This is a genomic window from Alkalimonas mucilaginosa (assembly GCF_036327005.1).
GTDB classification, from domain to species: domain Bacteria; phylum Pseudomonadota; class Gammaproteobacteria; order Enterobacterales; family Alteromonadaceae; genus Alkalimonas; species Alkalimonas mucilaginosa.
The window spans coordinates 1-26,465 of the sequence record NZ_JAUGZK010000019.1 but is presented as its reverse complement, the minus strand read 5'-3'; the positions used below and the strand labels follow the sequence as shown (position 1 = coordinate 26,465).

General features: G+C 52.8%; 24 protein-coding genes and 2 pseudogenes. 10 read left to right on the top strand and 16 right to left on the bottom strand.

Going from position 1 to position 26,465, the window contains the following annotated elements; translation table 11 throughout:
• The first annotated feature begins 317 nt into the window (after positions 1-317).
• From QWF21_RS17080 to QWF21_RS17070, 3 genes and pseudogenes are all read left to right on the top strand, one after another.
• A complete protein-coding gene (locus QWF21_RS17080) occupies positions 318-1,928 on the top strand; it encodes a SulP family inorganic anion transporter (RefSeq protein WP_330089264.1) in 1,611 nt (536 codons plus the stop codon).
• Positions 1,928-2,380, top strand: a pseudogene (locus QWF21_RS17075) (GNAT family N-acetyltransferase); the annotation flags it as partial. The gene QWF21_RS17080 and the pseudogene QWF21_RS17075, both read left to right, overlap by 1 nt.
• Positions 2,366-2,731 carry a nuclear transport factor 2 family protein gene (locus QWF21_RS17070; protein ID WP_330089291.1) on the top strand — a complete coding sequence of 122 codons (366 nt, stop codon included), beginning with the start codon at positions 2,366-2,368 and terminating at the stop codon, positions 2,729-2,731. The pseudogene QWF21_RS17075 and the gene QWF21_RS17070, both read left to right, overlap by 15 nt.
• Here QWF21_RS17070 and QWF21_RS17065 read toward each other — a convergent pair.
• Positions 2,728-3,948 (bottom strand): helix-turn-helix domain-containing protein, encoded by a 1,221-nt coding sequence (locus QWF21_RS17065; protein ID WP_330089263.1) that lies wholly within the window; start codon positions 3,946-3,948, stop codon positions 2,728-2,730. The genes QWF21_RS17070 and QWF21_RS17065 overlap by 4 nt on opposite strands.
• A gap of 180 nt (positions 3,949-4,128) precedes the next feature.
• Here QWF21_RS17065 and QWF21_RS17060 point away from each other — a divergent pair, with 180 nt between their 5' ends.
• Entirely contained in the window at positions 4,129-4,863 is a 735-nt protein-coding gene (locus QWF21_RS17060; RefSeq protein ID WP_330089262.1) for a hypothetical protein, read from the top strand.
• On the opposite strand, the gene QWF21_RS17055 is transcribed toward QWF21_RS17060, so the two are convergent.
• From QWF21_RS17055 to QWF21_RS17005, 11 genes are all read right to left on the bottom strand, one after another.
• Positions 4,849-5,715: a DUF7281 domain-containing protein gene (locus QWF21_RS17055; RefSeq protein WP_330089261.1), complete on the bottom strand. Its 867-nt coding sequence runs from the start codon at positions 5,713-5,715 to the stop codon at positions 4,849-4,851. The genes QWF21_RS17060 and QWF21_RS17055 overlap by 15 nt on opposite strands.
• Positions 5,715-6,956, bottom strand: coding sequence for a hypothetical protein (locus QWF21_RS17050; protein WP_330089260.1), 1,242 nt, complete (start codon positions 6,954-6,956; stop codon positions 5,715-5,717). Before QWF21_RS17050 ends, QWF21_RS17055 begins: the two co-directional genes overlap by 1 nt.
• Positions 6,956-7,576, bottom strand: coding sequence for a hypothetical protein (locus QWF21_RS17045; RefSeq protein WP_330089259.1), 621 nt, complete (start codon positions 7,574-7,576; stop codon positions 6,956-6,958). The genes QWF21_RS17050 and QWF21_RS17045 overlap by 1 nt, the downstream gene beginning before the upstream one ends.
• On the bottom strand, positions 7,576-11,241 hold the full coding sequence (locus QWF21_RS17040; protein WP_330089258.1) for an ATP-binding protein: 3,666 nt from the start codon (positions 11,239-11,241) through the stop codon (positions 7,576-7,578). The genes QWF21_RS17045 and QWF21_RS17040 overlap by 1 nt, the downstream gene beginning before the upstream one ends.
• 128 nt (positions 11,242-11,369) lie before the next feature.
• Positions 11,370-12,254 carry an ATP-binding protein gene (locus tag QWF21_RS17035; protein ID WP_330089257.1) on the bottom strand — a complete coding sequence of 295 codons (885 nt, stop codon included), beginning with the start codon at positions 12,252-12,254 and terminating at the stop codon, positions 11,370-11,372.
• 139 nt (positions 12,255-12,393) lie between these two features.
• Positions 12,394-12,999 (bottom strand): YigZ family protein, encoded by a 606-nt coding sequence (locus tag QWF21_RS17030; protein ID WP_330089256.1) that lies wholly within the window; start codon positions 12,997-12,999, stop codon positions 12,394-12,396.
• Positions 13,000-13,085: 86 nt separating this feature from the next.
• A complete protein-coding gene (locus QWF21_RS17025) occupies positions 13,086-14,273 on the bottom strand; it encodes a DUF418 domain-containing protein (protein ID WP_330089255.1) in 1,188 nt (395 codons plus the stop codon).
• Positions 14,274-14,402: 129 nt separating this feature from the next.
• Positions 14,403-15,467, bottom strand: coding sequence for a DUF3083 family protein (locus tag QWF21_RS17020; RefSeq protein WP_330089254.1), 1,065 nt, complete (start codon positions 15,465-15,467; stop codon positions 14,403-14,405).
• A gap of 155 nt (positions 15,468-15,622) precedes the next feature.
• Complete coding sequence (locus QWF21_RS17015; protein ID WP_330089253.1) at positions 15,623-17,695, bottom strand: S9 family peptidase; 2,073 nt, start codon at positions 17,693-17,695, stop codon at positions 15,623-15,625.
• Positions 17,696-17,716: 21 nt separating this feature from the next.
• Positions 17,717-18,604 carry a substrate-binding periplasmic protein gene (locus tag QWF21_RS17010; RefSeq protein WP_330089252.1) on the bottom strand — a complete coding sequence of 296 codons (888 nt, stop codon included), beginning with the start codon at positions 18,602-18,604 and terminating at the stop codon, positions 17,717-17,719.
• A 114-nt stretch (positions 18,605-18,718) separates the two neighbouring features.
• Positions 18,719-19,105 carry a c-type cytochrome gene (locus QWF21_RS17005; RefSeq protein WP_330089251.1) on the bottom strand — a complete coding sequence of 129 codons (387 nt, stop codon included), beginning with the start codon at positions 19,103-19,105 and terminating at the stop codon, positions 18,719-18,721.
• A 202-nt stretch (positions 19,106-19,307) separates the two neighbouring features.
• Between QWF21_RS17005 and QWF21_RS17000 the strand changes: the two genes are divergently transcribed.
• Together QWF21_RS17000 and QWF21_RS16995 are read left to right on the top strand one after the other, a co-directional pair.
• Complete coding sequence (locus QWF21_RS17000) at positions 19,308-20,540, top strand: MFS transporter (protein ID WP_330089290.1); 1,233 nt, start codon at positions 19,308-19,310, stop codon at positions 20,538-20,540.
• A gap of 78 nt (positions 20,541-20,618) precedes the next feature.
• Positions 20,619-21,905, top strand: a complete 1,287-nt coding sequence (locus tag QWF21_RS16995; RefSeq protein ID WP_330089250.1) for an amidohydrolase — start codon at positions 20,619-20,621, stop codon at positions 21,903-21,905.
• Here QWF21_RS16995 and QWF21_RS16990 read toward each other — a convergent pair.
• From QWF21_RS16990 to QWF21_RS16975, 4 genes are all read right to left on the bottom strand, one after another.
• The gene (locus QWF21_RS16990; RefSeq protein WP_330089249.1) at positions 21,902-22,645 is read right to left on the bottom strand and encodes an alpha/beta hydrolase; all 744 of its coding nucleotides are present in this window, start codon (positions 22,643-22,645) and stop codon (positions 21,902-21,904) included. The genes QWF21_RS16995 and QWF21_RS16990 overlap by 4 nt on opposite strands.
• Before the next feature lie 16 nt (positions 22,646-22,661).
• Entirely contained in the window at positions 22,662-22,952 is a 291-nt protein-coding gene (locus tag QWF21_RS16985; RefSeq protein WP_330089248.1) for a type II toxin-antitoxin system RelE/ParE family toxin, read from the bottom strand.
• Positions 22,940-23,212, bottom strand: coding sequence for a CopG family ribbon-helix-helix protein (locus QWF21_RS16980; RefSeq protein WP_330089247.1), 273 nt, complete (start codon positions 23,210-23,212; stop codon positions 22,940-22,942). The genes QWF21_RS16985 and QWF21_RS16980 overlap by 13 nt, the downstream gene beginning before the upstream one ends.
• A 110-nt stretch (positions 23,213-23,322) precedes the next feature.
• Entirely contained in the window at positions 23,323-23,595 is a 273-nt protein-coding gene (locus QWF21_RS16975) for a hypothetical protein (protein WP_330089246.1), read from the bottom strand.
• 112 nt (positions 23,596-23,707) lie between these two features.
• On the opposite strand from QWF21_RS16975, the gene QWF21_RS16970 reads away from it, so the two are divergent.
• From QWF21_RS16970 to QWF21_RS16955, 4 genes and pseudogenes are all read left to right on the top strand, one after another.
• Positions 23,708-23,926, top strand: a complete 219-nt coding sequence (locus QWF21_RS16970; RefSeq protein ID WP_330089245.1) for a CopG family transcriptional regulator — start codon at positions 23,708-23,710, stop codon at positions 23,924-23,926.
• 177 nt (positions 23,927-24,103) lie between these two features.
• Entirely contained in the window at positions 24,104-25,003 is a 900-nt protein-coding gene (locus tag QWF21_RS16965) for a sce7726 family protein (protein WP_330089244.1), read from the top strand.
• 7 nt (positions 25,004-25,010) lie between these two features.
• Positions 25,011-25,961, top strand: coding sequence for a sce7725 family protein (locus QWF21_RS16960; RefSeq protein WP_330089243.1), 951 nt, complete (start codon positions 25,011-25,013; stop codon positions 25,959-25,961).
• A gap of 2 nt (positions 25,962-25,963) precedes the next feature.
• Positions 25,964-26,465 (top strand): annotated as a pseudogene (locus QWF21_RS16955) (RES domain-containing protein); the annotation flags it as partial.

Here is a 26,465-nt window from a genome sequence, read left to right as displayed (position 1 = left end):
TTACCTCACCAGAGCTAAGTAAGCTATCTGTGAATTTATGCTAATAGAAAGCGCTTTACAAGCCAGAATATAAAACTGCGTCATTTTTACTTCTGCAGTGATGATGTCGTTTTGTTATAGCCAGATTGGCTGTGCTGGCAGCAAGGTTTCCAGCCGGAGCTTATGGCCCGGCCTGGCGTACCCTTGCACTGGCAGGCTCAAACCAACTGATCCGCCTTGTTTTAACGGCCTTTAACCGGTAACTTAGCGACACTTCAGCGTGGATTTGCTGCAATTATCGGCAAAATTTACAGATAACATCGATAAAAGACGAGCTCATGGCAATACACTCTTCCTATTCTGCCGCAACCTTACGTGGCGATCTGTTTGGTGGTTTAACCGCCGGCATCGTTGCTTTGCCTTTGGCGCTGGCTTTTGGCGTAGCTTCAGGCGCAGGTGCTGCCGCCGGTCTCTATGGTGCTATAGCGCTGGGCTTGGTAGCCGCATTGTTTGGTGGCACCCGGGTACAGATTTCCGGCCCAACCGGCCCGATGACGGTGGTGTTTGCCTCGGCTATTGCGGCTTTAGGTGGCAGCTTTCAAATGGCGCTGGCGGTGGTGCTGGTGGGTGGGGTGCTGCAAATTGCGCTGGGTTTGCTCAAAGTAGGCGGCCTGGTGCGCTACATACCTTATCCGGTTATTTCCGGCTTTATGAGCGGCATTGGGGTGATCATTATTTTGCTGCAACTGGCGCCCTTAATGGGGGCAGCGCCGTCACCCTCGCCGCTGCGGGCATTGGCAAAATTACCGGATACGCTGGCAGAGCTGAACCTGCAGGCTTTAGCACTTGGGCTAATGACCTTCGCCATTGTCTGGTTTACCCCGATGCGCATCAGCCGTTACCTGCCATCGCCTTTACTGGCGCTTTGTTTATGTACCCTGGCCGCGGTGCTGCTGAAGTGGCAGGTGCCGGTAATTGGTGATATCCCAACCGGCCTGCCGGAGTTTCATCTGCCGCAGTTTAGCCTGGCGCAGTGGAGCCTGATTTTCACTTTGGGGCTTACCTTGGCGCTGCTTGGCACCATCGATAGCCTGCTCACTTCGCTGGTGGCCGACTCCATCACCCGTACCCGGCATAAACCGAATAAAGAGCTGATAGGGCAGGGGCTTGGCAATATTCTGTGCTCCTTTATCGGTGGCCTGCCGGGGGCTGGCGCGACCATGCGTACTGTGGTCAATGTCAATGCCGGTGGCCGCACCCGGTTAAGCGGCATGGTGCATGCGCTGTTTTTGCTGGCCTTATTACTGGGGCTGGGCCCTTTGGCAGCGCAGATTCCGCTGGCGGTGTTGGCCGGTATTTTGGTCAAAGTCGGGCTCGATATCCTCGATTACCGCTTGCTGAAACGCATTTCCGGTACCCCTAAGCCGGAAGTGATCATTATGCTCAGCGTCTTTGCCCTGACGGTATTGGTGGATTTAGTGATCGCCGTCGGCGTGGGCGTGGTGCTGGCGATGGGCCTGGTGACCTGGCGCATGGCCAAAACGGCCCACATTCATCTCGAAGACGACGAACTGCTGGATGTACCGGATGATCCAGAGCATCCTGGGGTACGGCTGGTACGCTTGAGCGGCCCGTTGTTTTTTGGCTCAATGGCCGAGATGCTGGATCGGATGGACAAGGTCGACCAGGTACTGGATACCCACGACATCGTGCTGGATTGCCGCGGGGTCGATTACATGGACCTAACAGCGGTGTTTGCCATTGAAGACATGCTGCAAAAACTTCAGCACAAAAAATTGCGGCCCAGGTTGCTGCTGGATGACGACGCGCTGTGTCAGCGTTTGTTGGCACTGCAAAGTGCTGTTTTTACCGAACAAACGCTGTGTATGTCGGTGGAGCAGGTGCTGGAACGGTGTCGGACGACCGGCAAAAGGATAAGCAAGCCATGATCACCATTCAGCTGGACCCGCTCGAATCTGCCGCCGTCATCGAGCTGCTGCAGGGCCATCTGGCCGATATGTACGCCACCTCGCCGCCCGAGAGTGTGCATGCGCTGGACTTAACCAAACTAAAAGCACCGGATATTCGCTTCTGGACTGCCTGGCAAAACGATGTATTGCTGGGCTGCGTCGCTTTAAAGCAGCACAGTGCCAGCATGGGTGAAATAAAATCGATGCGTACCGATCCCAAGGTGCGAGGCAAAGGGATTGGCCGGGCTTTGCTGCAGCATGTGTTGGCCGAAGCTGCGGCCAGCGGCATCACCGATCTCTATCTGGAAACCGGCTCGATGGATTTCTTCCAGCCAGCCCGTTCTTTGTACCAAAGCGCCGGCTTTGTGTTTTGCGGTCCTTTTGCCGATTACCCGGAAGATGCCAACAGCTGCTTTATGCACAAAAACCTGCAGGTGGCCGCAGATATGGCCGAGCCGGTGCAGCGCCAGCTCGATGCCTACAATGCCAAAGATTTAGCGGCATTTTGCCGCTGTTATCACCCGGATATCGCCATTTACCGCATGCCGGCAAGCGCCCCGGCGCTGCAGGGGCTAGACGCACTGCGGCAGTTCTATGCCAGTGAGCGCTTTACCTTGCCTGCGCTTCGCGCCCAAGTGCTAAGCCGGATGGTGGCCGGCAACAAGGTGATTGATCACGAGCGGGTCTATGGCCTAAGCGAGACACCATCCGAAGTGGCGGTGGTATACGAAGTTGAAGCTGGCCGGATTAAAAATGCCTGGTTTTATCCGGCCAGCGTTTAATCCATGGCTGTAGCAGCCTGAGTCTGATTTTGTGCCCGATACTGTGCCGGGGTCAGGCCGGTACTGGCTTTAAAGGCTTTGTAAAAAGACGAACGGGCGTTAAAGCCAACCGCCATGGCGATGCTGAGTACGCTGTCCTGGCTGTGTTGCAATAGCTGCCTGGCAGCTGCGACCCGTGCTTCATTGATGTAGTCGTAGAAGGATTGCTGCAACCGTTGGTTTAAGGTCTGCGACAAATACTGCGGCGATACCCCAAGCTGCTCGGCCAGTTTGTATAAGGTAAGCGCCGGATCCAGGTACAGCTGTTGCTGGTACACCGCTTGCTGCAGCTTGTTCGCGATCCGCTCCGTTTGCGCTTCTCCTAACGCCGAGCGCTGGTATTTGTCGGCACCGGCTGGTTTTACTTCCTCAGCTTTTTGCGTTTCTGTCGCTTGGCTATCGGCCTTACTGAATACCTCGGCAAAACCCGGCTGCTGCTGCAAACCACAGTAACAGAGCAGCCATACCAGCAGCAATGCCAACAGCAGCACGCCGGTATCGCTGAGCCAGGGCGATGCCAGCCGCTCACCAGCCAGCAATACCAGCACCGCATAGCCCCAACTAAGCAACAGGGCAGCCATCAACCCATCGAGCCAGTACAGCCTTTTGCCGCTATCGGCCGCAAACACTTGCCTTAATTGCTGGCGATAACGCTGTAACCGCCGGCTGATGCGAAGCAAATACCAGAGGCTAATTGCCAGCCAGAGCAGGGTCGCTAGCCAAAACAGCACCGCGGTGATCAGCGCTTGGCCCTGCAGTGGGGCAGAGTCTGCGAAAAACAGCGCCTGTTGCTCCGCTTCGGGCAGGGTATAAATCAGCACGGCCAGCGGGATGGCCAGCAACTGAGTCCAGTAGCTGGCGCTATCCCGCCACTGCCAGCGCCATGCAGTGCGGGTGCTTAGCGCTTTGGCATACAGGTACAGGCTGGGTGGCAAGGCAAAAAAAGCCACCGGCAAGGCTGCGATGTACAGGAAGATCAAGCCTGGTGCCAGCTGAAAAATCAGCGGGCCAGTGACAATCAGCGCCAGTGCCATTAAGGCAAGCAGCAAGGGGGATACGTAAGGCTGCTGCTTTACTCGCAGCAACAGCAGGTGCAGGCTAAACCCCAGCACGGCCAGTGCTGCGGTGCCCAGACTTAATTCAGCCAGATTTAACTGGGCCAGACTTGGCTCAACCATGTTTAGCTTATCAAGCAAGGCGTGCACTCTCTTCGTGGTATTTGAGACTTAGTGTACGGCTTTTTCTGGGACGCCCCTAGAAAAAAACTGTCCGCGCTTATCGTCCCGGACGACAGACAGCGCTTTAATCGCGGATAGTGCGCCCTGAGGACACTTTACTTTTAACCGCAGGAGAAATCTATGCAAGCGACTTCATTGGCAGCGTCAGGCAATTTGGCACCTTCAACCAGCACAGCACCTTCAACAAGCTTTATGCGGCTTGGGGGCATAGCCACCATCGGCATGGCCCTGTGCTATGTGTCGATGTTTGTGATTTTCTTTGGGCTGGTGTCAGCCCCGGCCGGGCTGGACACCCTGGGGCGAATCGAGTTTTTGCAGCAAGGTCGGTTGCTGTTTGCCATCAGTTACAGCCTGGGTTATCTGCTGTTTGGGATCTTGTTAGCCATCAGCTTGCAGGCTTTGCAGCAGGCGATACCGAATAAACAAGCTGCCCTGGCGGGGTTAGCGGATCGTTTTGGCTGGATCTGGGTCACGCTGATGATGGCCACCGGCATGACCTACCTGATTGGACTGGACCGGCTGATACAGCTGGCCAATACCGATCCGATACAGGCCGAAGCGCTGTTCCATAGCTTCCGGCTGATAACCAGTGCTCTTGGAGGCGGCATTGAATTGGTCGGGGGGCTTTGGGTTTTGCTGCTCAGTATTGCCGGCCTTAAACAGCAATGGCTACCGAAAGCCCTGCATCTTTTGGGGCTGCTGATAGGCACTATGGGGATCCTCACCGTGCTGCATACCGTGCCTTATTTAAAAGACGCCTTTGGCCTGTTGCAGATTATTTGGTTTAGCTGGTTGGGGATTGTATTGGTGTGCACCACTAAGGTTGGGGTGATAAGGGAGTCAAGCTCCGATTAAACGTATGGGGTCAAGCACCATCCCCTGCATCTGTTGTTGTCGTAGTCCTTTGAGCTGCTGGCAAAGCAGCTGTTGGTAAAGTTGAAAGGCGGGGCTGGCCGGGCGTTGTTCGATGGCGGGCAGGAATTTTAGCTGTTTATCGGGCAGCATGGCTGCACTGGCCTGTTGTTGCAGCTTGGCAAAGGCTGGCAGTAGCATGGCTTGATAGCCTTCGTTTAGCGCGATGCTAACGCCTTTGCCATCAAAATCACCGAAGTAAATAGCGGGTTTGTTGTGCTGCAACCATTCGGCTTTCAAAGCTTTGCTACCACTGCTGTAGAGCTTATCGCCGCGATAAATCACCAACGGCTGTTGGTAGGGTAGCTCTATTTTGAATTGTGCCAGTTGGTAAAAACAATCGAGGTTTTCCACTACCAGCAGGGCGTCGAATGTTTGCAGTGGTAATTGTTGCCAGTCGGTGTCGATGAATTCTGTATGAAGGACTGCTTGCTGCGTTGGTTGATTTAAACGCAGCAGTACCCGCTGCTGGCGCGGTTTTAAGCCAGCGCTTTTTAATTCCTGTTGACTGACTTTGGCCGCTGCCAGCCGGCTTTGCGCTGCCAGATTATCGCGAAAACAGGCCTGGCCAAGCTGGTGCTGGGCTGTGGCAATAGCGGCCAGCAGCGCCAGATCAAAGCGGACTTTAGGTAAGTTGGCACTGTGGGCTGGTAAAAGCTCCTGCTCAATGCACCAGTGAACCACCTGCGCGGCCGTTTTTTTACCAGGGTTTACGGCTTCGCTGCCACTAACCTTAAGGCGTTGCTCCAACTGGCGCAGCCAGCTCAGGGCCTGCAACCCCAAGGCTGACTGCATCAGGCTGCCTTGAGCGCGATCTGAATATCGCGGATCAGCAGCAACTGGTTGACAGTACTGGCAGGTGCTTCATCGCGGCGGATGGCAAACATCTGCTTTTCTTCTACCGGCAGCGCCTGGTACTCGGCGATGATTTGATAGAGCCAAATCTCGCTGTCCCATGCCAGCTTTTGTTGCTCTAAATAATCCAGCGCGCTGAGTTTGCCGCCCTGATCAATCACCCGCAGGTAGAAGTTTTCCACATCGGTTTTCAGTGCCTGTTGACGGGCGGCGATTTCTTCATCGGCCAAAAGCTCCGCAAAGCTGGCGCTGTGCTGCTCCGGCAGTTCAATGCTGCTGGGCCTTGGCAGGGAGCGTACCAACTCGGCCAGCACCGACCGCTCGCTGGCTTTATCCAGCGCAATGGCGGCCTGTGGCCGAATCGCTGCAGCCTGATTGAACAACGCCGGTAACTCGGAGCGATTGGGGTAATCGGCTGGCTGGTATTTCGGATGCTGGCGCAAAAAGGCCGCCATATTGGCAATTAACAGCGAACGGGCCTGCTGCTGACGGAACTTGGCCAGCAACTGCACCAGCCGTTTTTGCACTTCCAGCAAGCTGCTGTGGTGCGAGCTGAGCTGGTTTTGCAGCTGGCTGACCAGCAGTTTACGCAGGTGGTTGTTGCCTTCCGATAGCTCAATCAGCTCGTTGAAATCGAGCAAATCCAGGCCGTCGAGCAAACGGCGCAGCTGCTTTTGCGCCCGTTCGTTTTCGCGGATTTTATCGTCCAGGCTACTGACAAAGCCAAAGTCGCTGTTCAGCCGGTGCCAGAGGCTGTCGATGGCCTCTTCAAACTGGCCGCTTAAATCGTGCACATGCTCGGTCAGGCGCTGCAGTTGCAGCTCGGCCACGCTGTAATCGCCTTTGAACTGCGCATCGCGGTAGGCCTGTACCCGGTTGCGGATTTGCTCCAGCTTCTCGGCCACATCGGCATTGATCTGGCGGCGGTTTTCATCGGCCACCATACTGGCAATCAGTTCGCTGACCAAAGGCCTGAGTGCCAGCGGCTGCTGCTCATCCGGCCGCCATAAAATACGGGCGGCAATCAGCTTTTTCAGCGCGCTTTCGCTAAAAACCGTTTCATCGATATGGCCATCCAGATAACCCTGCATCAGCGCCTTGTGGTGTTTGCCCAGCAAAGCCAGGCGCTCGGCACCGATGCTGAATAAATTCGAGGCCAGCTGTGAGTCGAGCGGGGCCATCAGAGCAGCGCCTCCTGACTGGGAGTATCGTCCACCGGCAGCTGCTCTTCATCGCGGATAAAGCGGATCACATCCAGCAGATAATCAATTTTGCCGGTGACGATGTAGTACTGACGCTCGCTGTGCGGTTGCAGCAGATAGCCGTGCTCTTTTAAGCGGCGGAAAATCAGTTTCACCTGGTTGTCCAGTTGCTCGCTCTGGCTGTTGAAAAAACGGTCGCTGGCCAGCGCATTCAGCCGCTGGCGCAGGCTCTGGTTGTCTTCGGTGCGCAGCACAAACTCCTGCAGCTTGATGGTATCACCAGCTGTCAGGGCGCTGTCGCGGCCCAGGGTTTCCTGCACCAGTTGCAGCCATTCCAGCAGTGGCAGCAAGGATTGCACCGTTAGCGCAAACTGGCTGCTTAAATGCTCACGGGCTTCCTTGGTCAGCTCGTGGTAACCGAGGTAAAACACCGAGCCATCGTCGTTGCTGACCAGCCGGCGGTTCAGTGGCCGCAGGTAGTGGTTGATCTCCTGCTGGGTTTGCTCCTGGCTGAGATGACGGAAGGCATCTTCGTCGCTGATTTGACAGATAAAGTCACCGGCCAGCAGCCGTTCCAATAAAGGGCCGTGTTGCAGCATCAGCTGGCCTCCTGCTGTTTCTGCGCCAGTCGCTCAGCAAGGCGGCTGACTTTGGGTTGAATGCGCTTGAGCTGCCGTTTACTCGGATCCTGCTGGCTGGGCTCAATCAGATAGCGGTGCTGGAACAGCATCAATACATCGGACTCCGGATTCGGGAAGGCACCGACAATCACGATGTCGTTGCTGCTGCAGGCCTGGAACAGCTTTTCCACGTTGTGGTAGGCCAGGGTACCGATTTCATCAATTGGCCAGTGAATGCTGACCTTGGCATCGCCCCGCAGCAAACGGGTAAAGGCCAGCAGGTATTTGCACAGGATCAGGTAGGCCATGCCATGGCTGGAGGACTCCAGCAGTTGGCGATCGTTTTTGATCACCAGCTCAGAGCCGCCTTCGCTTAAATGCAGCTCCAGTCGCAGCAAGGACTCAATGCTGTACTGCTCGTCGGCGCGCAGCAGCTCGACCACATCGGCCAGGGCATTCAGGTACTGCTCCGACGGCAGGGCTTTGCCGGAGGAACCCCAGTCATCGTACAGTTTGGCGAAGTGTTTTAGCGGCTGCCAGAAACCCAGCTCGTCGATGGTGGATAAAATCCGTACTTCCGAGCGGCTGATGCCTTCCAGCACCAGATCATCGGCCACGGCTTCGCTTAAGCGGCGGCTTTGCAGCGCAATACGGCGGTTGATGTCGCTAAAGACGGTAAAGAACTTTTTCAGATCGCCGCCGATGTTCTCGCCCATCTCCAGCAACTGCTGCTGGGCATCTTTTAGAATACGCAGCAAATCGGACAGGATCGGCAACTGCTCGCGCTTACCGGCGTAGTCGGGCAGTTTGCGTTTTTCATGCTCCAGCCGGTCCAGGAACTCGGGGCCGGCATCTTTGCTCAGCATGCTTTCAAACTGCTCCATCGCCTGCTTGAGTGCGCTATCGAGTTTACTGCGCTGCTCCAGTGCTTCGTTGCTGCGGGACAATCGCTCAATCACATCGGCACAGGCCGCCAGACTGGCTGGTTTGACGGTACTCAGATGCAGCTCGGCCAGCTTGCTTAAGCACGGCTTTAATTGCGTTAGTCGTTGCTCGGCGTGTTGCATCTGCTCCTGATGCTGTTGCTTTTGGGCATCCAGCTGCTTTTGCTGCTGGCTGTAATCGGCTTTTAATTGCTCCAGCGCCTGACGGCTGCTGCGCTGTTGCTGCTTCAGTGAGGTTTCCTGCTCCAGCAACTGCGGCCGCAGTTGTTGCCAGTCCAGTTGCATAAAGCTTTGCCAGGCACTCAGCTCGTTCTGCCGCTCGGTCACGCGCTGGATCTCGGTTTTTAGTTGCTCCTGCTTTTGCCGCAGCTCGGCCAGGCGGCGCGGATCAATGCCCTTGGCGGACAGCTCTTCGGCAAAAGCATGTTGCAGTTCGCGCAGCTGGCTTTTGTTGTCTTCGCGCTTACGCTCCAGCTGACGCTCCAACTCGTCCATCTGTTCGTCGAACACCTGCAGCTCGGCCTGCCAGTCGGCTTTCAGCTCCATTTTCTGGCTGTTGTGATCGTCCTTTAACGCGGCCAGATCCTGTTGCTGCTGCTGTTGCAGTTTGTCCAACTGCTGCTGACGGGCACTTAGCTCAGAGCGCACATTGGCCTGGCGCTGTTTCACCAGCTCGCGTTGCTGGGCTTCCAGGCGATTGCGGGCATCGCGGGCGTAGTCGATGTTTTGTTCGTACTGGGTCAGTTGCCACTCGGCCTGCTCCAGTTGAGCACGGGCCAGCTCGGCCTGTTCGTACTTGTCTTTTAACGCTTTTTCAGCCGCTGCTTTGCTGGCGTTGGCCTGCTCCAGCTGCTGTTCGGCACTGTGCAGCCGGTGACGAATAGCCGCTTCGTCCTGGGCGTAATCCGGTGTGTCGATGGCGGCTAAATCCAGCTGCAAGCCATAGAGGCTGTCGGTCAAATCGAGCAGATGCGGCTGCAAGTCGTGCCGTTCCAGCAGACGCTCGTCCAGTACCTTGCCCAGTTTCTGCTCCCAGCCGTGGTAATGCAGCCGCAGGAAATGGCGCAAACTGCCTTGCTCGGGGCTTAACTGGCGCTGCAGGTGGTGCAGTTGCTGCTCGGCGCTGTGCTGGGCTTTGCGGCTCGCTTCCAGTTGCTGGTCGGCCTGCTCGCGTTGCTGCTGCGCTTGCTGGTGCAGCTTCTGCAATTGCTGCAGCTGCCGCGCTTGCTGTTGCGCTTGCTGCTGGGCTTGCTCCAACCGCAGTTCGGCGGCGCGCAGCTCGTCGTGCTCTGCTTCGGTCAGCGGCGAGGCGCTGAGCTGGCTTTGCAGCACAGCAATGGCACTTTGGCAGTCGCTGAGCTGAGTGGCGAAGGTTTGTTGTTGCTCCTGCAAGCGGCTTTGAAAGGCCTGTTCCAGCGTGGCCAGTTTGCTGTCCTGCTGCTCGCGGGTCTGATCTTTTTGCTGCTGCAGTTGCTTGGCTTTGGCTCTGTGCTGCTCGCTTAAGCGGTTAAAGGACTCGGCCAGCTTGGCTTTACGCTGCTCCAGCTGCCGCTCCATATCGCCATGCTGCTCCACCATCAGTTGGTACTGTTCAGCCAGCTCCTGCAGGGTCTCGCGCCACAGTGGCAGCGCATCGGTATCGCGCTGCAGTTTCGGCATGTCTTTGCTGTCAAAGTCATCAAACTGTTGCTGCAAGCGATCGAGCCGGGCTGAGGTTTCATGTAGGCTGGCTTCGACTTTAGCCAACTGGCTGCTCTGCTCCAGCTGTTGCTGCTGGTACTGCTCTTTGGCGCTTTGCAGCTGCTGGCGCAGGTTTTGCACCTGTTGTTCGGCATCGGCGCGTTGTTGCTTTAACTGCTGCTCATCCTGCTCCAACAGGGGCAGCAACGCCGCCAACAGGGCTTCAGCCCCATCCAGTTGCAGTGCCAGTTGCTGCAGCCGCTCGAAATCCTGCTGCAAGCGGTCCAGTCGCATCGATTGGCGCATTTGCTGGATCCAGTCCCGCGCCTTGGTGTTTTTTACCTTGGTGGTCGGCAGGGTGACGCCATCTTCTTCAAAAATAGCTGCCAGCATCGCTTTTAAGGTGTCCATCTTGCCTTCTTTGGCATGGACGGCGCTGACCAGTTTTTCGATATGACGCAGCTTATGACCACTGGCGACCAGGCTAAAACTGGCGGCCAACCGGCGCAGTTTGACACTGTCGGCATTGTTGCCACGTAGCGCAGCGGCATCGTTCTGGATAATGCTGCGGTACTCGCTGGTGGCGCTGATTTTGGCGGACACCTGTACATCGGGCCGGGCGCGCATGGCGCTGGCCCAGTCGTTGTAGCTCAGAGCTTTGACACCATCATCGCTTTGCTGCAGGTAGAAGTCACTCTGGTAGGGCGCGCCGACAAAGCGGTACTCGACGCCGCCATCGCTTTTTTTGGTCAGCACCACCTGGCAGATCTCGCCATTGTCGCGCTGGTATTCGTACACCAGGTAGCTGTTGGAATAAGGCAGGTAGAACTCATCAAACTTTTTGCGGGTTTTGGGTACCACCCGGTTTGGCTGCTCGCCATAAAATACCGGTACCAGCCGCTGCAGGGTGGTTTTGCCCGAGGCATTGGTACCGCAAATATTGGTGTGTTGATCCAGCTGCAACTCCACCACACCAGGCAGGTGGGTGTGGATCAGCACAATACGAAGTAATTGAGACATAGCGCATCCTGTCTGTCGCCAACTCATGGCGGCATGGGGTTCTGTTTGTGTCGTGTTCTGCTGGTTATTATCCATGGAATTGTTGGAAATGCCAGTTTCAAAGCTGTGTTGAGTGACGCTGTTAACGGTTAGGCGGTAGTTGTTGATGTGAGCATGGAAATTGGCAGAGCAAATAATTTGTCGCCAAAGGGAAGGATGGTTTCTCCATCGTAAAAGACGACACCGCATACAAACTGACTATCATAGCTTTCTTTTAGTTTGCTCAGTCCTTTAAAGTCTGATAATCCAACAGTTGCGGCAGCTTTCACTTCAACCCCTGCCAGATGGCGACCTTGCTCGATAACAATATCCACTTCTACTTGATCTTTATTCCGAAAGTGGAACAGGCTCAATGGTTGTTGATGCCAATCCGCTTGCTTCCTTAATTCTTGGTAAATAAAGGTTTCTAGTAATTGCCCCAGCATGGCTTTATCCTGCCATACAGTATCGCTATCCACACCCAGTAGGGCGCAGGCTAGTCCTGTATCATTCAGGTGCATCTTAGGTGTTTTGATTAAACGGCTTAACCGATTACTATGCCAGGGGGGCAACTGCTCCAGTAAAAACAGCTGTTCAAGTACTGTCAGATAATCCCTGATGGTAGGCCGGCTAAGTGAGAATGGAGAGGCTAAATCGGCTGAGTTGAACAGGCGTGCTGTTTGGCTAGCTGCCAAAGCCAATAATCTTGGTAGAATATCGATGTGGTGTATCTTTGCAATATCGCGAACGTCGCGCTGGATAATGGTTGTGATGTAATCGCGGTACCATGTCCTGCGACGTTTGGGACTGCTGCGAGCAATCGCTGACGGATAACCACCCATGCAGATCAATTCAGCCAAGTGTTTGCCCAGACGTGGAAACCTGGCTGGGCGGGTGGTCTTATTAAATCCGGCACTAAAGAGGTCGCTGAAAAAAGTATTGTCAAAGCCACTAATTTCAATGTGTGCTAAAGGACGTAATTGAATAATTTCCATACGGCCAGCGAGTGAGTCAGCCAACTGAGGTAATAGCAACCTCATGCTCAAAAAATCAATGGTTTGTAATCGTCTAAGAGTAAATTAACCTTCGTCCAAATGAAATAATTTTTTCGTCCAAAAGAAAGAATGGTGCAGGTTATTCCAGAATGACGGCACTGCCTGCGGTTAGATTGTTCAGTTGCTGGCAAAAGACGGCTTCAGCGCTTTGTGGTAGGCGGATGGTCAGGGTGACCTGGTGGCTGTAATCGCTGCTTAATAACTCGCCCTGATGTTGGCTCAGCAGCTGCCGTACTTTGCTTTCATCGGCAAAACCAAGTTGAATACTAAGCTCGGTTTGTGGGCTGACGGGGGCTAGCTCAGCCAGGTTAGCCGCTTGCGACACCGCGGCCGAATAAGCCCGTACCAGACCTCCGGCACCCAGCTTCACACCGCCAAAATAACGCACCACCACCGCCAGGCAATTGCCGAGCTCACGCTCGGTCAACACATGCAGCATCGGCCGGCCAGCCGTGCCGCTCGGCTCTCCATCGTCGCTGCAGGCCTGCGCCTCGGGATGGCGGGTATTGCCGATGCTATAAGCCCAGCAGACATGGCTGGCATCGCGGTAACGGCTACGGTACTGCTCAACCCACAGCATGGCTTCATCGCGGTTTTGCACCGGCTGCAAAAAGGTTAGGAAATCGCTGTTTTTTTCACTGAGTTGGTGGTCGACCGGAGCTGCCAGGATAGTGTAAGAAGTCATAATCCGAACAAGAAGCAACACAAAGTTATAGTATAAACCGATCGCCTGTGATGGCCATCGGTTTCTTGGGTGCGTTTAGAGCCGCGTTATGGCTGCTTTACCTCTACTGGACTTTTGTTTGCCGGGCGTTGGCTCAGTTTGCGCCACAGAGTTTCCAAAGGACCTTGCTGAAATCGCTGTAAATACCAGCGCGCCAGCAGCAGTTGCAGCCCTATGCCAAGGATAGCAATCAGAGCCATGTCTGTTTTCGTCAGGGTTAGATACCAATCCGGTACCACAAAGCGTAATAACCCAACCATCACCAGGCTCTGGCTCAGATACAGCGTAAAAGCCATTTTGCCACAAGGAGCCAGCCAGCTTTGCAGCCAGCCCTTACTTGCCCTCCGGCTATGGATCACCACACTGCCAAGACTGAGGGCCAGCATCGCAGCGGCAAAAGGCGACCAGAAAGCTTGCTTTTGCAGCTGGATTTGGAAATCAGAGGTCAGAGCCAGCATGAGCGTCAGACCGTTCAGTGTGATGCCACCAAACGCCAGCATCAGGGTAGTTTCGCGGTTAAAGCCGGTTTGAAACCAGTTGCTGCGGAGCAAGTAAACCCCCAGTAGCATCAGGCTCAGATTCAACCAGAGCAGTGATAATGGAAAGCTGATCAGCAGCATCACTGCTTCCGTGAAATGTTGTCGCAAAATAGCAGCATAAGGTCCGCTGTGAAGAGCTTTTGCTGCTGCTATTTCCTCAGCACTCATGGCTAAAGAAAACCCTTCTTCTGACAGCATCATTGCCACCAGCAATAAAGTGAAAACTGTATAGAGTAGCAGAGTGATGACAGCAAACTTTTTAACTTTTTGCCTGAGCTCTTGCTGCCCCAGCTCCAGATAACCCCGATAGAGAATAAATCCACCTGAGAGGGCGTAGCTCAGCAGAATATCACCAGGCCAGATTAACACCAGGTGCAAAAGGCCAAACAAACACAGCCACCACAGACGCCGTTGCAGATAGGCTGGGCCGGTTTGTTGGTGCAGCAGCGCCATACCTGCGCCAAACAACAGGGTGAACAGCGTTATAAAAGTGCCATCCAATAATAAAGTATTCAGACTAAAAAACATCCGATCACTTTGGCTGATCTGGCCCTGATCCCAGCCAAGGCTATGCGCGAATTCCAGTGGGATGCTGAAGGCGGGGAGGTTCAACCAGAAAATCGCCAAAATAGCGATACCTCGAAGCACATCCATGCTGTGAATGCGTTCAGGGTGGCTAAAAGTGAATGGGTGCATTGGCTTTGTCCAGGCAAAAGTTCCTTTTTGGCTGGCAATTGTATACTAACCGAATAAAAAAATTAAACCAAATTGCAACAATGTGGCGGGGGGATTATGTCCCCGCCACTGAAATGTCAGTGCATCCAGCTAGAGCACATAGCTAATATGCTGGAAGAACCGCACCGTCAGGTTTTGGTGGTTGCCATCAAAGCCGATGCTTTTGCTGAAGCTGCGCAGTGCTTCTTCCACCTGGTTCATAAAACGGCCATAGCCCATTTCAGTGTGGTCTTCCTTGCTTGCCACCAGCACAAAATGCGCGCTTTCTACCAGATTATCGGCCTGCCAGAAGGTCAGGTACTGCGGCTCGGTACAATCCGGGTTAAAGCTGATTTTTTGCAGCTCACGGTTTTTATCGTGCTGATCCCATTTGCTGTTGCGCACCAGCGGGGTAAGGCCGTTGGCGACCATTGCCAGTCGGTCCAGTTTTTTGCCAGCGCAGGCTTGCTGAAATTTATCCTGCAAGCTTTGATACAGCGGGCTGAAGTCGTTGCTGCGTTCATGCAGCAGCTGTTGTTTCAGCGTCCGGCTTAGCGGTAGCGTGACGGTGACATAAGTAATTTCACTGTGCTCGGCCGGCAGCTCACACTGCCTGGCCTGATAGCGTGGATATAAGCCACGCAGTTTGTAACCGTAGCTTTCTTTATGGCCTTTGGTTTTGGCAAAGAGATCGTACGACAGGTGTTGATGATCGCGCAGCTTGATGGCACAAGGCTCGGCCAGCTGTTCTTTCAGTTGCTTTAGCAGTTGTACCACCTTGCCGTGGAAGTTGGCGGCCTGGCTGCGCAGTTCTTCACCGGTGGCCAGAAACAGCAAGCGGATTTTCCGTGCCTGGTAGCCTGGGGTGGCAAAGAGATTTTGGCCTTCATGGTATTTAGGATTGTAGAAAAACAGAATTTGCTTCTCGGTTTGAAAGGTGTAGGACTCGGTATGAAAGCGCACCACCGGCAGCTTATCGTTGGCAATCAAGTGCACATTGCGCAGCTCCAAAGCATCGGCCAATTGAAACAGCTGCTGAGACAACCCCTGATAGCAGTCATCCGCGCTGGCATAATGGCTGTAAAAGCCATCGTCCAGTTTGATTTCGGCCAACAGATACTGGTTGGAATGGGCATTGGTTGGAATGTAAACGCGATGCGGGTTGTGCGACGCCATATAAAGACTCCCTGATTTATGCAATAGGATAGATGGCGTTAAGTCTAGACCAGACTGACGATGATTTTATTGTTCTGGAATAAGTTTTGGTAGGGCTTTTCAGGTAAGGGGGGATAAGTCCCGGCTTAGACCAACCGGGACTGATGCTGCCTTGATTAATCTTTCCGATAGCGGGCAAACCAGGCCAGGGTGTGCTCGACTTTGGCAATCATCCGGCTGGGGCGGTTGGAAACGCCATGATAAGCACCAGGTACCCGCACCATAGCGGTATCGATTTGCCGCAAGCGTAAGGCCTGATAAAACTGCTCGGTTTCGGCCATCGGGGTGCGGCGATCCAGTTCTCCGGTAAACAGCAGGGTGGGGGTTGTCACATTGCCCACCAGCGATAGCGGCGAGCGTTGCCAGTAATGCTCATGCTGCTCCCAGGGCATGCCGGGGAACTGATTCTGGATCTGTGCCATATAGCTGTCGGCTGTCAGCACCTTGCTGACCCAGTTGATCACCGGGTTGGTGGCAGCGGCGGCATTAAAACGATCGGTCAGGCCAATCGCATAAGCAGTGGCAATACCACCGGCTGAACCGCCGGCAATAAATAAATTGTTTTGATCAATAAAGCCTTTGGCAATCATCGCATCGACGCCAGACATATGATCGGTAAAATCATCGGTCGAAGCGTATTTGTTTTGCAGTAAAAGCGCAAAGCGCTCACCATAGGATGTGCTGCCACGGTAATTGTTGTACAGCACTACATAACCTTCGGCGGCATAGCGCTGCAGCTCGGCGGAAAAGTGCGGGCCATATGGCAGGTGTGGGCCACCATGGATTTCCAGGATCAGTGGGTATTTCTGGCTGGGATCAAAACCCGGTGGAGTAATGTACCAGGCATGAATTTCCTCATCATCCAGTGTGGAGCGGTAAGTAAATTCGTGCACCTTGCCGAGCTGGCGCTGGCCCAGCAGATCCTCATTCAGCCGGGTCAGGTTACGCACCTGACCATGCTGCCAGATGGCGACATCGGCCAGTCGTTGTGATGAGCCCCGGGTATAAGCCAGCTGGCCTTTATCTGATACGCTGAACATGCCGCTTAAATAGGGCCGGCCAGAGTTGGCGCCGGATACATCATTCACCAGATCAGCCATGCGGTTACGCAGTGTCACTCGTGCTACTTTGGTCAGGCCGCGGTCTTCGTACTGAAACACCAATTGCTGGTTGTCCTGCCACACTGGGTTGCTGATCGAGCGATCCAGCTCTTTCAGCAAGGGCTCTACTTGTCTGCTACGCATGTCCAGCAGTTGCAACTTGCTGTTGCGATAAGCCACCGGCTCTGCCGATGCATGCAAGAACGCCAGCTGCAAGCCATCCGGTGAAAATACCGGATGGTGGTGTTGTCCATCGCCAGTCAGCAGGGGTTGCACCTTGCCATCTTTCAACTGAAGCTGATACAGGTCGCTCTGGCGTGGGTGGTATTCCCAATCGCTGTTGCGATTTGCGGCAAAGACAATGTGCTGGCTATCAGGTGCCCAGGCCAAAGGCCCCTGGTGCATATAAGGACCTTCGGTTAACTGACGGGCACTTCCGCCCGAGGCTGGCAGCACAAAGACTTGCCGATAGCCCGACACCAGCAGGCCTTGACCATCTTGCTGATAATAAGTGCGTTCAATGATGGTGGGAGTATCGGCCCATTCTGCGCCTTTCGGTGCTTTGGGGCGGTAAACACTGCGGGCAAAGTCTGTTGGTTCCGCAGCAACCTCCATCAAAAATGCCAGTTGCTGGCCATCTGGCGACCAGCTCAGGTGCTCGGGGCGCTGTGTCAGATTACTGATACGTGCTGTGCGGCGTTGTGCCAGCCAGTGCACATGAATTTGATGGTTGCCACTGCGATTGGAAATAAAGGCAATGCGGTTGCTATCGGGAGCCCAGCGTGGCTGGCTGTACTGAAACTCATCATCCAGCAGTGGCCAGTGTTGACCGGTGCTGGTATCCAGGATCCACAAACGCTGCTGCGTATTGTCCTGCTGAATGTTGTTGCTGTTACGCACATACACAATGTACTGGCCATCCGGCGAAATTTGCACATCACTGGCAAACTCCAGCTCGAAAATATCTTCGGCGCTAAAGTGTGCCAATTGGGCTTGGGGGTGGGTCAGTTCAGCGTGTGCCAGCGGTAGCCAGCAGCATAACAAAAGCAGCCCAAGCCATTGATAAATAGCTGTTTTCATCGACATCATTCTGATTGACTCCGGTCGTACTTATGGATGGCCAAGTAATAGCTCTGCCAATTCATGCCCCAGATGTTGCTGCATGATCTGACGGTAGCTGGCACTGTTACGGTAGCCACCTTCGGCGGCAAAAAAAGCTTGCATAAACTGTGTCCAGTCACTGTTGAGCGGCATAATAAAGCCAAAGGTCTCATCGGTTTCAGCCGCCAGTGGATGATCCCGCAGTGGCATGCCAGCCTGACGGGCGCGCCAGTAATTGTAGGCATCAACATAACTGTAGAAGGTGCCAGATGCGACCAGTTCCAGTAAATCCGGGTTGGACGTCACACGCTGAATGGCTAAGTCTGGTTGATAGCTGTCCCGAAGGCGCCGGATCCGTACTTCATGCAAGGTACCGGAAAACGCCAATGGCTCAAGCTCAGCAAACTGGTTAGGAAAGTCAGCCCAATCCTGCAATTCAGCAATATCTTGATGTGTGATCAGTGCAGCGACATTATTCATGTAAGGAGGAGAGAATTGCAGTTCTTGTTTACGAGCGTCTGTGATAGTGACATTGCCAAGGCCAAATACGCCACCTTCGCCCTGCATCACCCGCTGGTAAAAGTGTTGCCAGTTGGTTTCGGCGACAAAGTCGAGTTCAAGCCGGATACGGTGATGCCGCTCGGCCCAGCGGACAAAATCCCGCATAATTTCAACACTGACACCGGTCAGTTCGCCGGCCGCATTGGTGTAGGCAAATCCTTCAGCAGGCACATAAAGCACCGTCAGATTGGCTCGTCCTTGTTGCTGCGCCTGTTGAAAGCTATCACCATGATCTTGCCCCAGCGTGCTAACAGCTACGTCGGGCTCGGGAGAGCAGGCGCTGAGCATCAGGCTAAGTGCTAGCAGCAAGATAGGTCGGGTCATTTTATGCAACATAATCCAGATTCCCGTAGAGCGGGTGGGTGAAAGTGCTGCTATCTTGGCAAAGCTGATGGGCTCTGTCAAAGCCACTGAGCTGACAGAGCAGGTTGGCGACCGAATCCATGCCGCTTAAGGTGAGGGTGTGGCAGCTGGTAACATGGCAAAGTAGGCCGCCAGCAACTCAATATCTTGCTCCGATAAGCCCCGCGCCTGCGGTGACATTAACGGGTTGCTGCGTTCACCGCTTTGATAGGCGTGCAAGGCGGTGATCATATCCTGGCTGCTCATACCGGCAATACTGGGGTACATGCGGTTACGGGAAATACCCTGCGGGCCATGGCAGGCTGCACAGCTGCGGGCTCTGGCTTCGCCCTGGCGCAGCAGTTCGCGTTCGCTATCGGTTAGGGCTGCCAATGGATCTGGTTGGGCAGGTTCGGTCACACTGCCCGGTTCAGAGCAGGCGGCTGCCAATACGCCAATACTGACGAAGATCAAAAGGCGGATAAGGTGATTCATGCTATGCTTTACTCCCTGGTTTTTTGGCAGCCTGCCACAGACCGGCACAGAACACCAGTTTGCTTTGGGTGTACCCTGTTTGGCTTAGTGCTCCGGTTAACACTAGCACTGGTCTGCGTAACCTGGCTTTGCTAATCTTATTGAACTTCAGTGCTTTATTTCAAGTTCCGGCATTTACTACAAGGACTTTGCTTTGTTTTCGATGATTCGAACCATCTGGCCATTGCTGCTGGGTATGCTGATTGTTGGCATGACCACCGGCTTGCAAAATACCTTGCTGTCCATTCGGGCAGAAATGGAAGGCTTTAGCAGTGCCAGTACCGGCATGATTCTGGCTGGCTATTTTATTGGTTTTTTGCTCGGAGCCATTAGGGCACCCAAGATGATCCACCGGGTCGGCCATATCCGGGCCTTTGCCGCCCTGGCGGCATTGGCATCCATTAGTATTCTGGTGCATGCCATCTGGGTCAATACCGGGGTTTGGTTTGTGCTGCGGATGGTGTCAGGCTTTTGTTTTTCCGCTATTTTTGTCATCGCAGAAAGCTGGATCAATGCTGGGGCGACCAATCAAAATCGTGGCAAACTGATGTCGCTGTACGTGATGATGCTGTTTGGTGGCATCGGTCTGGGACAATTTTTGCTTTACATCGGCGACCCCCGCGACTTTATTCAGTTTACTTTGGTGTCTATTTTAATCAGTGCTGCCGTGATCCCGCTGCTGATTACACCCACCACCACACCTTCTTTTGGGCCACCGCAAAAAATGCGGGCCAGCGAGCTGATGCGGGTCGCTCCATTGGGCATCATTGGCTGTTTTTTAATGCAGTTTGCTTATGCGTCTTTATTCGGTCTTGGGCCGGTGTATTTTTCCCGCCTCGGCTTGGAGTTAACGCAAATTGCCAATCTGGTGGCTTGCCTTATTTTTGGTTCTTTGTGCTTCCAGTTCCAACTCGGCAAGCTATCTGATCGTTTCGACCGGCGGCTGGTGATTGCCTGCTGTGCTTTCGCCTCCTGCGCTATGGCATTATGGATTTCCAGCTTAGAGAGTTCGCAAATTCTGCTGCTCTATGTCAGCTACTTCGTGTTTGGTGCTGTGATGCTGCCGATTTTCTCGATGGTGGTGGCTTACACCAATGACTATCTCAGTAAAGAGCAGATGGTTGGAGCCAGCAGTGCTTTGGTTCGGGCCAATGGTCAGGGCGCGATCTGTGGCTTGCTGATATCCGGCCTGTTAATGCACTTTGTCGGTACCCAGGTGTTTTTCTGGTTTATTGCCAGTTTGCCGGTCATTGTGGGCACCATGGCGCTGTACTTACGCTTTTTTGACCGCCGCCAGCGGCAGCGGCGTGCCAGTGCTACGGTGATGTTACCCACCCAGTCCTCCGAAAGCATGATCAAAGAAGGCCTTGAAAAACAACAGGACCCGCAGGACTAAGAGCATTAGGACTAAGAGCATTGCTTAGGCTCAAGATTGCGGCTAAGCTCAAAGCCATTATCGCTACAGGAGAAAAGTATGCTTCGGATCTCATTGCTGGCCATTGTTCTGTGTCTGCCGGCCACACTGCAGGCTGAGCCGGTCGCCCGGCCAGCTATCAGCCCTGAATTGGAACAAAAAGTGATTGCCTGGCGGCGCGATATTCACCAGCATCCGGAGCTTAGTAACCGCGAGTTTCGAACGGCTGCCTTAGTTGCAGAGCATTTGTTGGCTTTGGGCATGGAGGTGCAAACCGAAATTGCCCATACCGGTGTGGTGGGAATATTGCGCGGAGGCAAGCCCGGGCCAGTGATAGCCCTGCGGGCCGATATGGATGCTCTGCCGGTCACCGAGCAAACCGATGTGCCTTTTCGTTCTACTGTCATTGGTGAGTACCGTGGCAATGAAGTCGGAGTGATGCATGCCTGTGGCCATGATTTGCATGTCGCTATGCTGATGGGGGCGGCCGAGTATCTAGCAGAGCACAAGCAACAAGTAGCTGGTACCGTGATGTTTATTTTCCAGCCAGCAGAAGAAGGAGCACCACCCGGTGAAGAAGGTGGCGCCGAGCTGATGCTGCGCGAAGGCCTGTTTGCCGAGCTGAAACCGGATGCGATTTTTGGTATTCATGTCTGGGGTCAGGCCCCAGTGGGGGTGATTGGCTATCGCAAGGGTCCCCTGATGGCATCGTCGGATCGCTTTGAGATCCGGGTTCAAGGGCAGCAGACGCATGGTTCTTCACCCTGGGCCGGCGTTGATCCCATTGTTGCGGCAGCGCAAATTATCAACAATGTGCAAACCATCGTCAGCCGGCAAATCAATATTACCCGGGCACCAGCGGTGGTAAGTTTTGGCATTGTGGAAGGTGGAGTACGCAACAACATCATTCCGGATGAGGTGTATCTGGAAGGTACCATTCGTAACTTCGATATGGACATCCGTCAGCAGATCTTCCGCCAACTGACTCAGGCGGCAGAGGCCTCTGCTCATGTCACTGGCGCAACTGCTGAGGTCAGTATTATCGAAGGCTATCCGGTCACCATCAATAGCCCGGAACTGGTAGCAAAAATGCTACCTACGACCAAAGATGTGGCAGGTGAGCAGATGGTGCATGAAAGCCCGCTGGTCACTGGGGCGGAAGACTTTTCCTATTACGCGCTGGAAGTACCCGGTATGTTCGTGTTTCTGGGTGTAGCGCCGCCGGATAAAGATCCGGCCAGCATGCCAGCCAACCATTCGCCATTTTTCTACGCCGATGAGCGGGCGCTTAAGGTAGGCACCAATCTGTTTATTAACTGGGTGTTTGATTACCCGGGTGCTGGCTAAAGCCAGGCTGCAATCTGACTGGCGGGCAAATAGCTGTTGTGCCCGCCAGGATAGAACTGCATCCGGGCACTACCGGGGGCAAAAGCCTGATACAGCGCCTCACTGCGCGCCCGGCCAATGATTTCATCCTGCTCCGCCACCAGCAACAGGGTAGGGGTGTGGATACTGCTGGCGTAGTGGGCGGATTCGTAGCGATCTTTTAATAACGAGCGCACCGGCACCACCGGAAACTGTTCTCGGGCCAGTTTGGTCAGGCTATCAAAGGGGGTGATCAGCACCAGTTGCTGCACCGGTCGCTGCGCTGCCAGCTGCACCGCCACGCCCGAACCCAGGCTGCGGCCAATCACCGTGATGTCGCTGTGCTGCTGACTTACCTGATCAAACAAAGCCAGCGCATCGCTGATCAAGGCGGGTTCCGATGGCCTGCCTTCACTGCCGCCATAACCACGGTAATGCATCAGATAGATAGCGTGCTCCGAAAATGCTGCAGCAAACTCCGCCAGGCTAACACTCACATCCTCAGCATTGCCGCCAAAATACAACAAAGCCTTGTCACTGGTCCGAGGCTGCTGGCTTACCAGCACCTGAACCTTACCTTGCTGCAACACCAGCGGCTGTTCTGGCGGCAAGGCCGCCGGCACCGGGAAATAAATCAGCTGGCGCTGCATCAGATACAACAGCAGGCACAGCAAGCCATAACCGGCCAACAGGTAGCTTGCTAGGCTTAGTAAAGTACGCATTGCATTTTCCCGCCCCCTAATATCCGGCTTCTTTTTGATGCCGCACAGCCAGAATCGTTGCGGTTTCACCATCGAAGCGATACAACGCGATATAGCCACTACCACCGAAATCGATCAGCCATTCCCGAAAAACCGGATCCATATCTACAACCGGGCGTCCTGACTCTGGCTGGTGTGCCAGTATTTTCACGCCTGCTCGTATGGTTTTTATCGCACGTCGTGCTGCACCCTCATCTTTTTGGGCAAAGAAGCGATAGAGTCGCTGTACGTCTGCGAGAGCATGCGGAGACCAGATCAGACGTGACACTTGGGAAGCTCTGCATCTTCACCTGCTTCAAGCTTTTCCAGCCAAGCGTCAGCTTCATTAAGCGTCAGGTGCAGTCCGTTTTCCTGGTAGGCTTCCCAGGCGCGCAATGCGTCCTGTTTGAAAGACTCTCGTTTTTCTTCACGCTCAACATAATCACGGATCGCTTCGCGCATGATCCAGTGTGATGAACGATGTCGGACTTTAGCTAAATGCTGGATCCGGCTTTTCAGATCATCATCAAGTTTTACTGATGTTGCCATTTTGCCACCTGAGTATCAGAAGGTAATACCTTTGAATACTATACCAGAAAACCTTCTCGCACCAGATGGCAAGCAGGGGCAGAGTGGTTGATTGCGTGCTTGCGTCAGCTTCAACAACCCTTTGATTCTGCAGCAAACTCCGCCAGGCTAACACTCACATCCTCGGCATTGCCGCCAAAATACAGCAAAGCCTTGTCACTGGCCAGCGGCTGTTGGCTTACCAGCACCTGCAGCTGGCCTTGCTGCAACACCAGCGGCTGTTCTGGCGGCAAGGCAGCCGGTACCGGAAAATAAATCAGCTGGCGCTGCAACAGATACAGCAGCAGGCACAGCAAGCCATAACCGGCCAGCAGATAGCTTGCTAAGCTTAGGAGTGTGCGCATGATGCAGTTTATCCTAAGGTGCTATTATACCTTCAGCTTAACGGAGCTCACATGGACGGTCAAAAAGAGGGCGTTTATACTTGATAGTATTTAGTGTAAAGCGAGGTGGCGTATGGGGCAGATCAGTATTTATCTGGACGATGACAGCGAAAGCAAAATAGCAGCTGCCGCCAAAGCCTGTCAATTAACCACGAGTGAGTGGTTAGCCGAATTTATTCGGCAGGAGTTATCTAAGCAGTGGTCAAAGGAGGTATATGAGTTGGCAGGAGTCTGGCCGGACTTTCCGATAAAGTCGCAGGGGCGTCAGGCAGATGATACAGACAATGTTTAAGAGGATTGGTAGGATACATCAGAAAAGAGAGTAAACTACTTGATTTTTTACATTGAAATCTTGCAAGCTAAGAGTGTATTTTTAACTAAATTTTAACCATGTGCAGGCAGTCTACTCCGATACAATATCTGTGCAGTCAATGTATGAAGCTAAAATGAGTATATTTTTTGATGCTGGATGATGATTAAGTCAATTGATACACAACATAATATTGCAGCAGTTTCAAGGCTGTTTGCATCCTCAGTTGTTCAAGAGCTCGCGGCTAAGGGCCGATCAGGGCTATTTTCGCGCTTAGCGAAAGAGTCTTCGATTACTGATTTCCTTGATAGCTCAGCCTCTGTGCGCGATGTCTACGAACTCGCATTTAATTTACTGAAAAAGCAACAGTTCAGGAATGAATACTCATATAAAGCAGCTATTACGCAGAAAGTACTGTTAGGCAAACATAATTTAAATTCCGCGGCAATGCTCACCGAGTTCCGGGTTGGGAAGTGCAAAGCTGATGTTGTTATTCTGAACGGAACATCTACTGTATATGAGATTAAGTCTGAAAGAGACTCTCTCAGTCGATTAATATCGCAAGTCGATGAGTATCGTAATTTTTTTGCGTGTGTAAATGTTATTGTTGGCCAAAACCATTTAGACGCAGTGCAGAACCTGTTGCCGAGAGATGTTGGTATTATGGTGCTGACTAACAGGTTCAACATATCGACGATAAGAGAAACCGTAGAAAAAATTGAAAGGGTAAATCCCTTAGTGATTTTTGAGTCGATAAGAACTATTGAAGCAGAGAAAATTTTGAGTCTACTTGGAATAGAAATTCCAGATGTACCGAATACACAAAAATATAGTGCCTTAAGGCGTATTTTTTCTACCTTGAGCTCCTCTGATGCACACACATGCATGATCAAGGTTCTAAAAGAAACGCGGAGCCTTAAACCATTGTCAGATTTAGTCGCTAAAGCCCCTAGGGCTCTTCAGGCGGCAATTTTGACAACGCCAATTCGCCGGATGGATCACGCAAAATTAGTAAATGCGTTCGATACACCGATTACTGAAGCACTTAAATGGACTTAGATTATTCATGTATTATCCCTATTTTCGAGGCAAGCAATACGATTTAATTACCATTAGAGAAAATGCTGAACTATTAGCGAGCTCTGGATTTACACCTATAGTTGAGCCGGTTAAAGAAGCACTTAACGGTTTGAAGCGAACACTTGATACAGTTAAAGATGCGGGTGGTGAACTTATCCTTATCGTTAACCCACCTAACGGCGACCATGCAGGAGATAGTGAAGCCATTAATAGCTTGCTGGATAATGATTTTGCAGATTATGACAAATTTCTCGTAGGTGTGCATTTATCAGAAGCGACTTCCTTAGGTGAGATTGCCTCTCTTTGTGAAGCCCATAAGAACAGGCGTGTTGCCTTAATTCACGCTGGTTTTTCAGATGCAAGAGGTTTGGCTGAACTGATAAAAAAGCACCCTGAAGACACTCAGCACATATTTTTGGAACAATTTTGCGGTAAGTTATATCGCAAACACTTCTCAGATTTTAAACGCATTCTTCTGCGCGATGGGTTTAAGAAGCGACAAGCGAACAGATTGCATCCTGAGGTTGAAACCTTCTCTGATTTGCATGCAACATATATGGATGAGGGAATGAATGGCTTTGGAGATTTCCTTATAGTTGGTGATGAGTTTTCTGAAACAGGCGGCCCGGCATATTCTGTTGCGATACATATTACATTCATCGACAGAAATAAAGATGATGAAATGCATATTTATCATTTTAAATCAGATAGGTACGATACTCCTACAGATCCGGCGGGTAAGTTTCAGGAGGCGCTCAACAAGCTATGCTCTGAAGTGGAAAACTCTGCAAGTCAAGTTTACAAAACAGAGGCGATAGACGAGTTTATTTCCCTAAGGAACCGAGGGCATTTCCCAGGATTGGGATATGTTAAGAAGCTGTCTATGCAGCATCATATAGAAACTCTTTCCAATTATTTTCAGTTAAGCCAAGGATAGGTATGCTTTGCTGTCCAAATTGTTTTGATGACGTCTATATCAGACAAATTTTCCCTTTGTATAGTGATACAGAGGGTGACTGTGAGCTTTGTGGCTCAAAAGAGCAATTGCTGGCAAGGCCGGTATTTTTCAAAGAATTATTCGAAAATATAGTTGATACTTATGTACCAGACTCTACTGGAAAGAGTTTAGTTGAGCGATTTCAAGAGGATTGGGAGCTTTTTCCATTAGACAGAATTGATATCAGGACTGCTCAACTGCTACTTGGTGAGATTCTAGATGATGGTAATATAGTCAGGCAAAAATTTTCTCTGCCAAGGTCTGCAGACGATAATATATCTGAGAAGTGGGATTTATTCCGATATGAACTTAAACACCAGAACCGATTCTTCACAGAACAGAAGCCTGATTTTGAAACGCTAACAACCCTACTGCAATACATTTATTTGGTTCCGGAAGAGCTTCCCAACTATTGGTACAGGAGTAGGTTGTCAAAAGGTGATA

Bases quoted from the DNA above. Each gene is read 5' to 3' on its own strand.
- QWF21_RS16990 (WP_330089249.1), bottom strand. From the start codon at position 22,645: ATGCGTACTTTACTAAGCCTAGCAAGCTACCTGTTGGCCGGTTATGGC.
- QWF21_RS17070 (WP_330089291.1), top strand. From the start codon at position 2,366: ATGCACAAAAACCTGCAGGTGGCCGCAGATATGGCCGAGCCGGTGCAG.
- QWF21_RS16975 (WP_330089246.1), bottom strand. From the start codon at position 23,595: ATGCGCACACTCCTAAGCTTAGCAAGCTATCTGCTGGCCGGTTATGGC.
- QWF21_RS17055 (WP_330089261.1), bottom strand. From the start codon at position 5,715: ATGCAGTCAGCCTTGGGGTTGCAGGCCCTGAGCTGGCTGCGCCAGTTG.
- QWF21_RS16980 (WP_330089247.1), bottom strand. From the start codon at position 23,212: ATGGCAACATCAGTAAAACTTGATGATGATCTGAAAAGCCGGATCCAG.
- QWF21_RS17050 (WP_330089260.1), bottom strand. From the start codon at position 6,956: ATGGCCCCGCTCGACTCACAGCTGGCCTCGAATTTATTCAGCATCGGT.
- QWF21_RS17065 (WP_330089263.1), bottom strand. From the start codon at position 3,948: ATGGTTGAGCCAAGTCTGGCCCAGTTAAATCTGGCTGAATTAAGTCTG.
- QWF21_RS16995 (WP_330089250.1), top strand. From the start codon at position 20,619: ATGCTTCGGATCTCATTGCTGGCCATTGTTCTGTGTCTGCCGGCCACA.
- QWF21_RS16960 (WP_330089243.1), top strand. From the start codon at position 25,011: ATGTATTATCCCTATTTTCGAGGCAAGCAATACGATTTAATTACCATT.
- QWF21_RS16965 (WP_330089244.1), top strand. From the start codon at position 24,104: ATGATGATTAAGTCAATTGATACACAACATAATATTGCAGCAGTTTCA.
- QWF21_RS16970 (WP_330089245.1), top strand. From the start codon at position 23,708: ATGGGGCAGATCAGTATTTATCTGGACGATGACAGCGAAAGCAAAATA.
- QWF21_RS17080 (WP_330089264.1), top strand. From the start codon at position 318: ATGGCAATACACTCTTCCTATTCTGCCGCAACCTTACGTGGCGATCTG.
- QWF21_RS17020 (WP_330089254.1), bottom strand. From the start codon at position 15,467: ATGGCGTCGCACAACCCGCATCGCGTTTACATTCCAACCAATGCCCAT.
- QWF21_RS17025 (WP_330089255.1), bottom strand. From the start codon at position 14,273: ATGCACCCATTCACTTTTAGCCACCCTGAACGCATTCACAGCATGGAT.
- QWF21_RS17040 (WP_330089258.1), bottom strand. From the start codon at position 11,241: ATGTCTCAATTACTTCGTATTGTGCTGATCCACACCCACCTGCCTGGT.
- QWF21_RS17060 (WP_330089262.1), top strand. From the start codon at position 4,129: ATGCAAGCGACTTCATTGGCAGCGTCAGGCAATTTGGCACCTTCAACC.
- QWF21_RS17030 (WP_330089256.1), bottom strand. From the start codon at position 12,999: ATGACTTCTTACACTATCCTGGCAGCTCCGGTCGACCACCAACTCAGT.
- QWF21_RS17005 (WP_330089251.1), bottom strand. From the start codon at position 19,105: ATGAATCACCTTATCCGCCTTTTGATCTTCGTCAGTATTGGCGTATTG.
- QWF21_RS17045 (WP_330089259.1), bottom strand. From the start codon at position 7,576: ATGCTGCAACACGGCCCTTTATTGGAACGGCTGCTGGCCGGTGACTTT.
- QWF21_RS17010 (WP_330089252.1), bottom strand. From the start codon at position 18,604: ATGTTGCATAAAATGACCCGACCTATCTTGCTGCTAGCACTTAGCCTG.
- QWF21_RS17035 (WP_330089257.1), bottom strand. From the start codon at position 12,254: ATGGAAATTATTCAATTACGTCCTTTAGCACACATTGAAATTAGTGGC.
- QWF21_RS17000 (WP_330089290.1), top strand. From the start codon at position 19,308: ATGATTCGAACCATCTGGCCATTGCTGCTGGGTATGCTGATTGTTGGC.
- QWF21_RS17015 (WP_330089253.1), bottom strand. From the start codon at position 17,695: ATGATGTCGATGAAAACAGCTATTTATCAATGGCTTGGGCTGCTTTTG.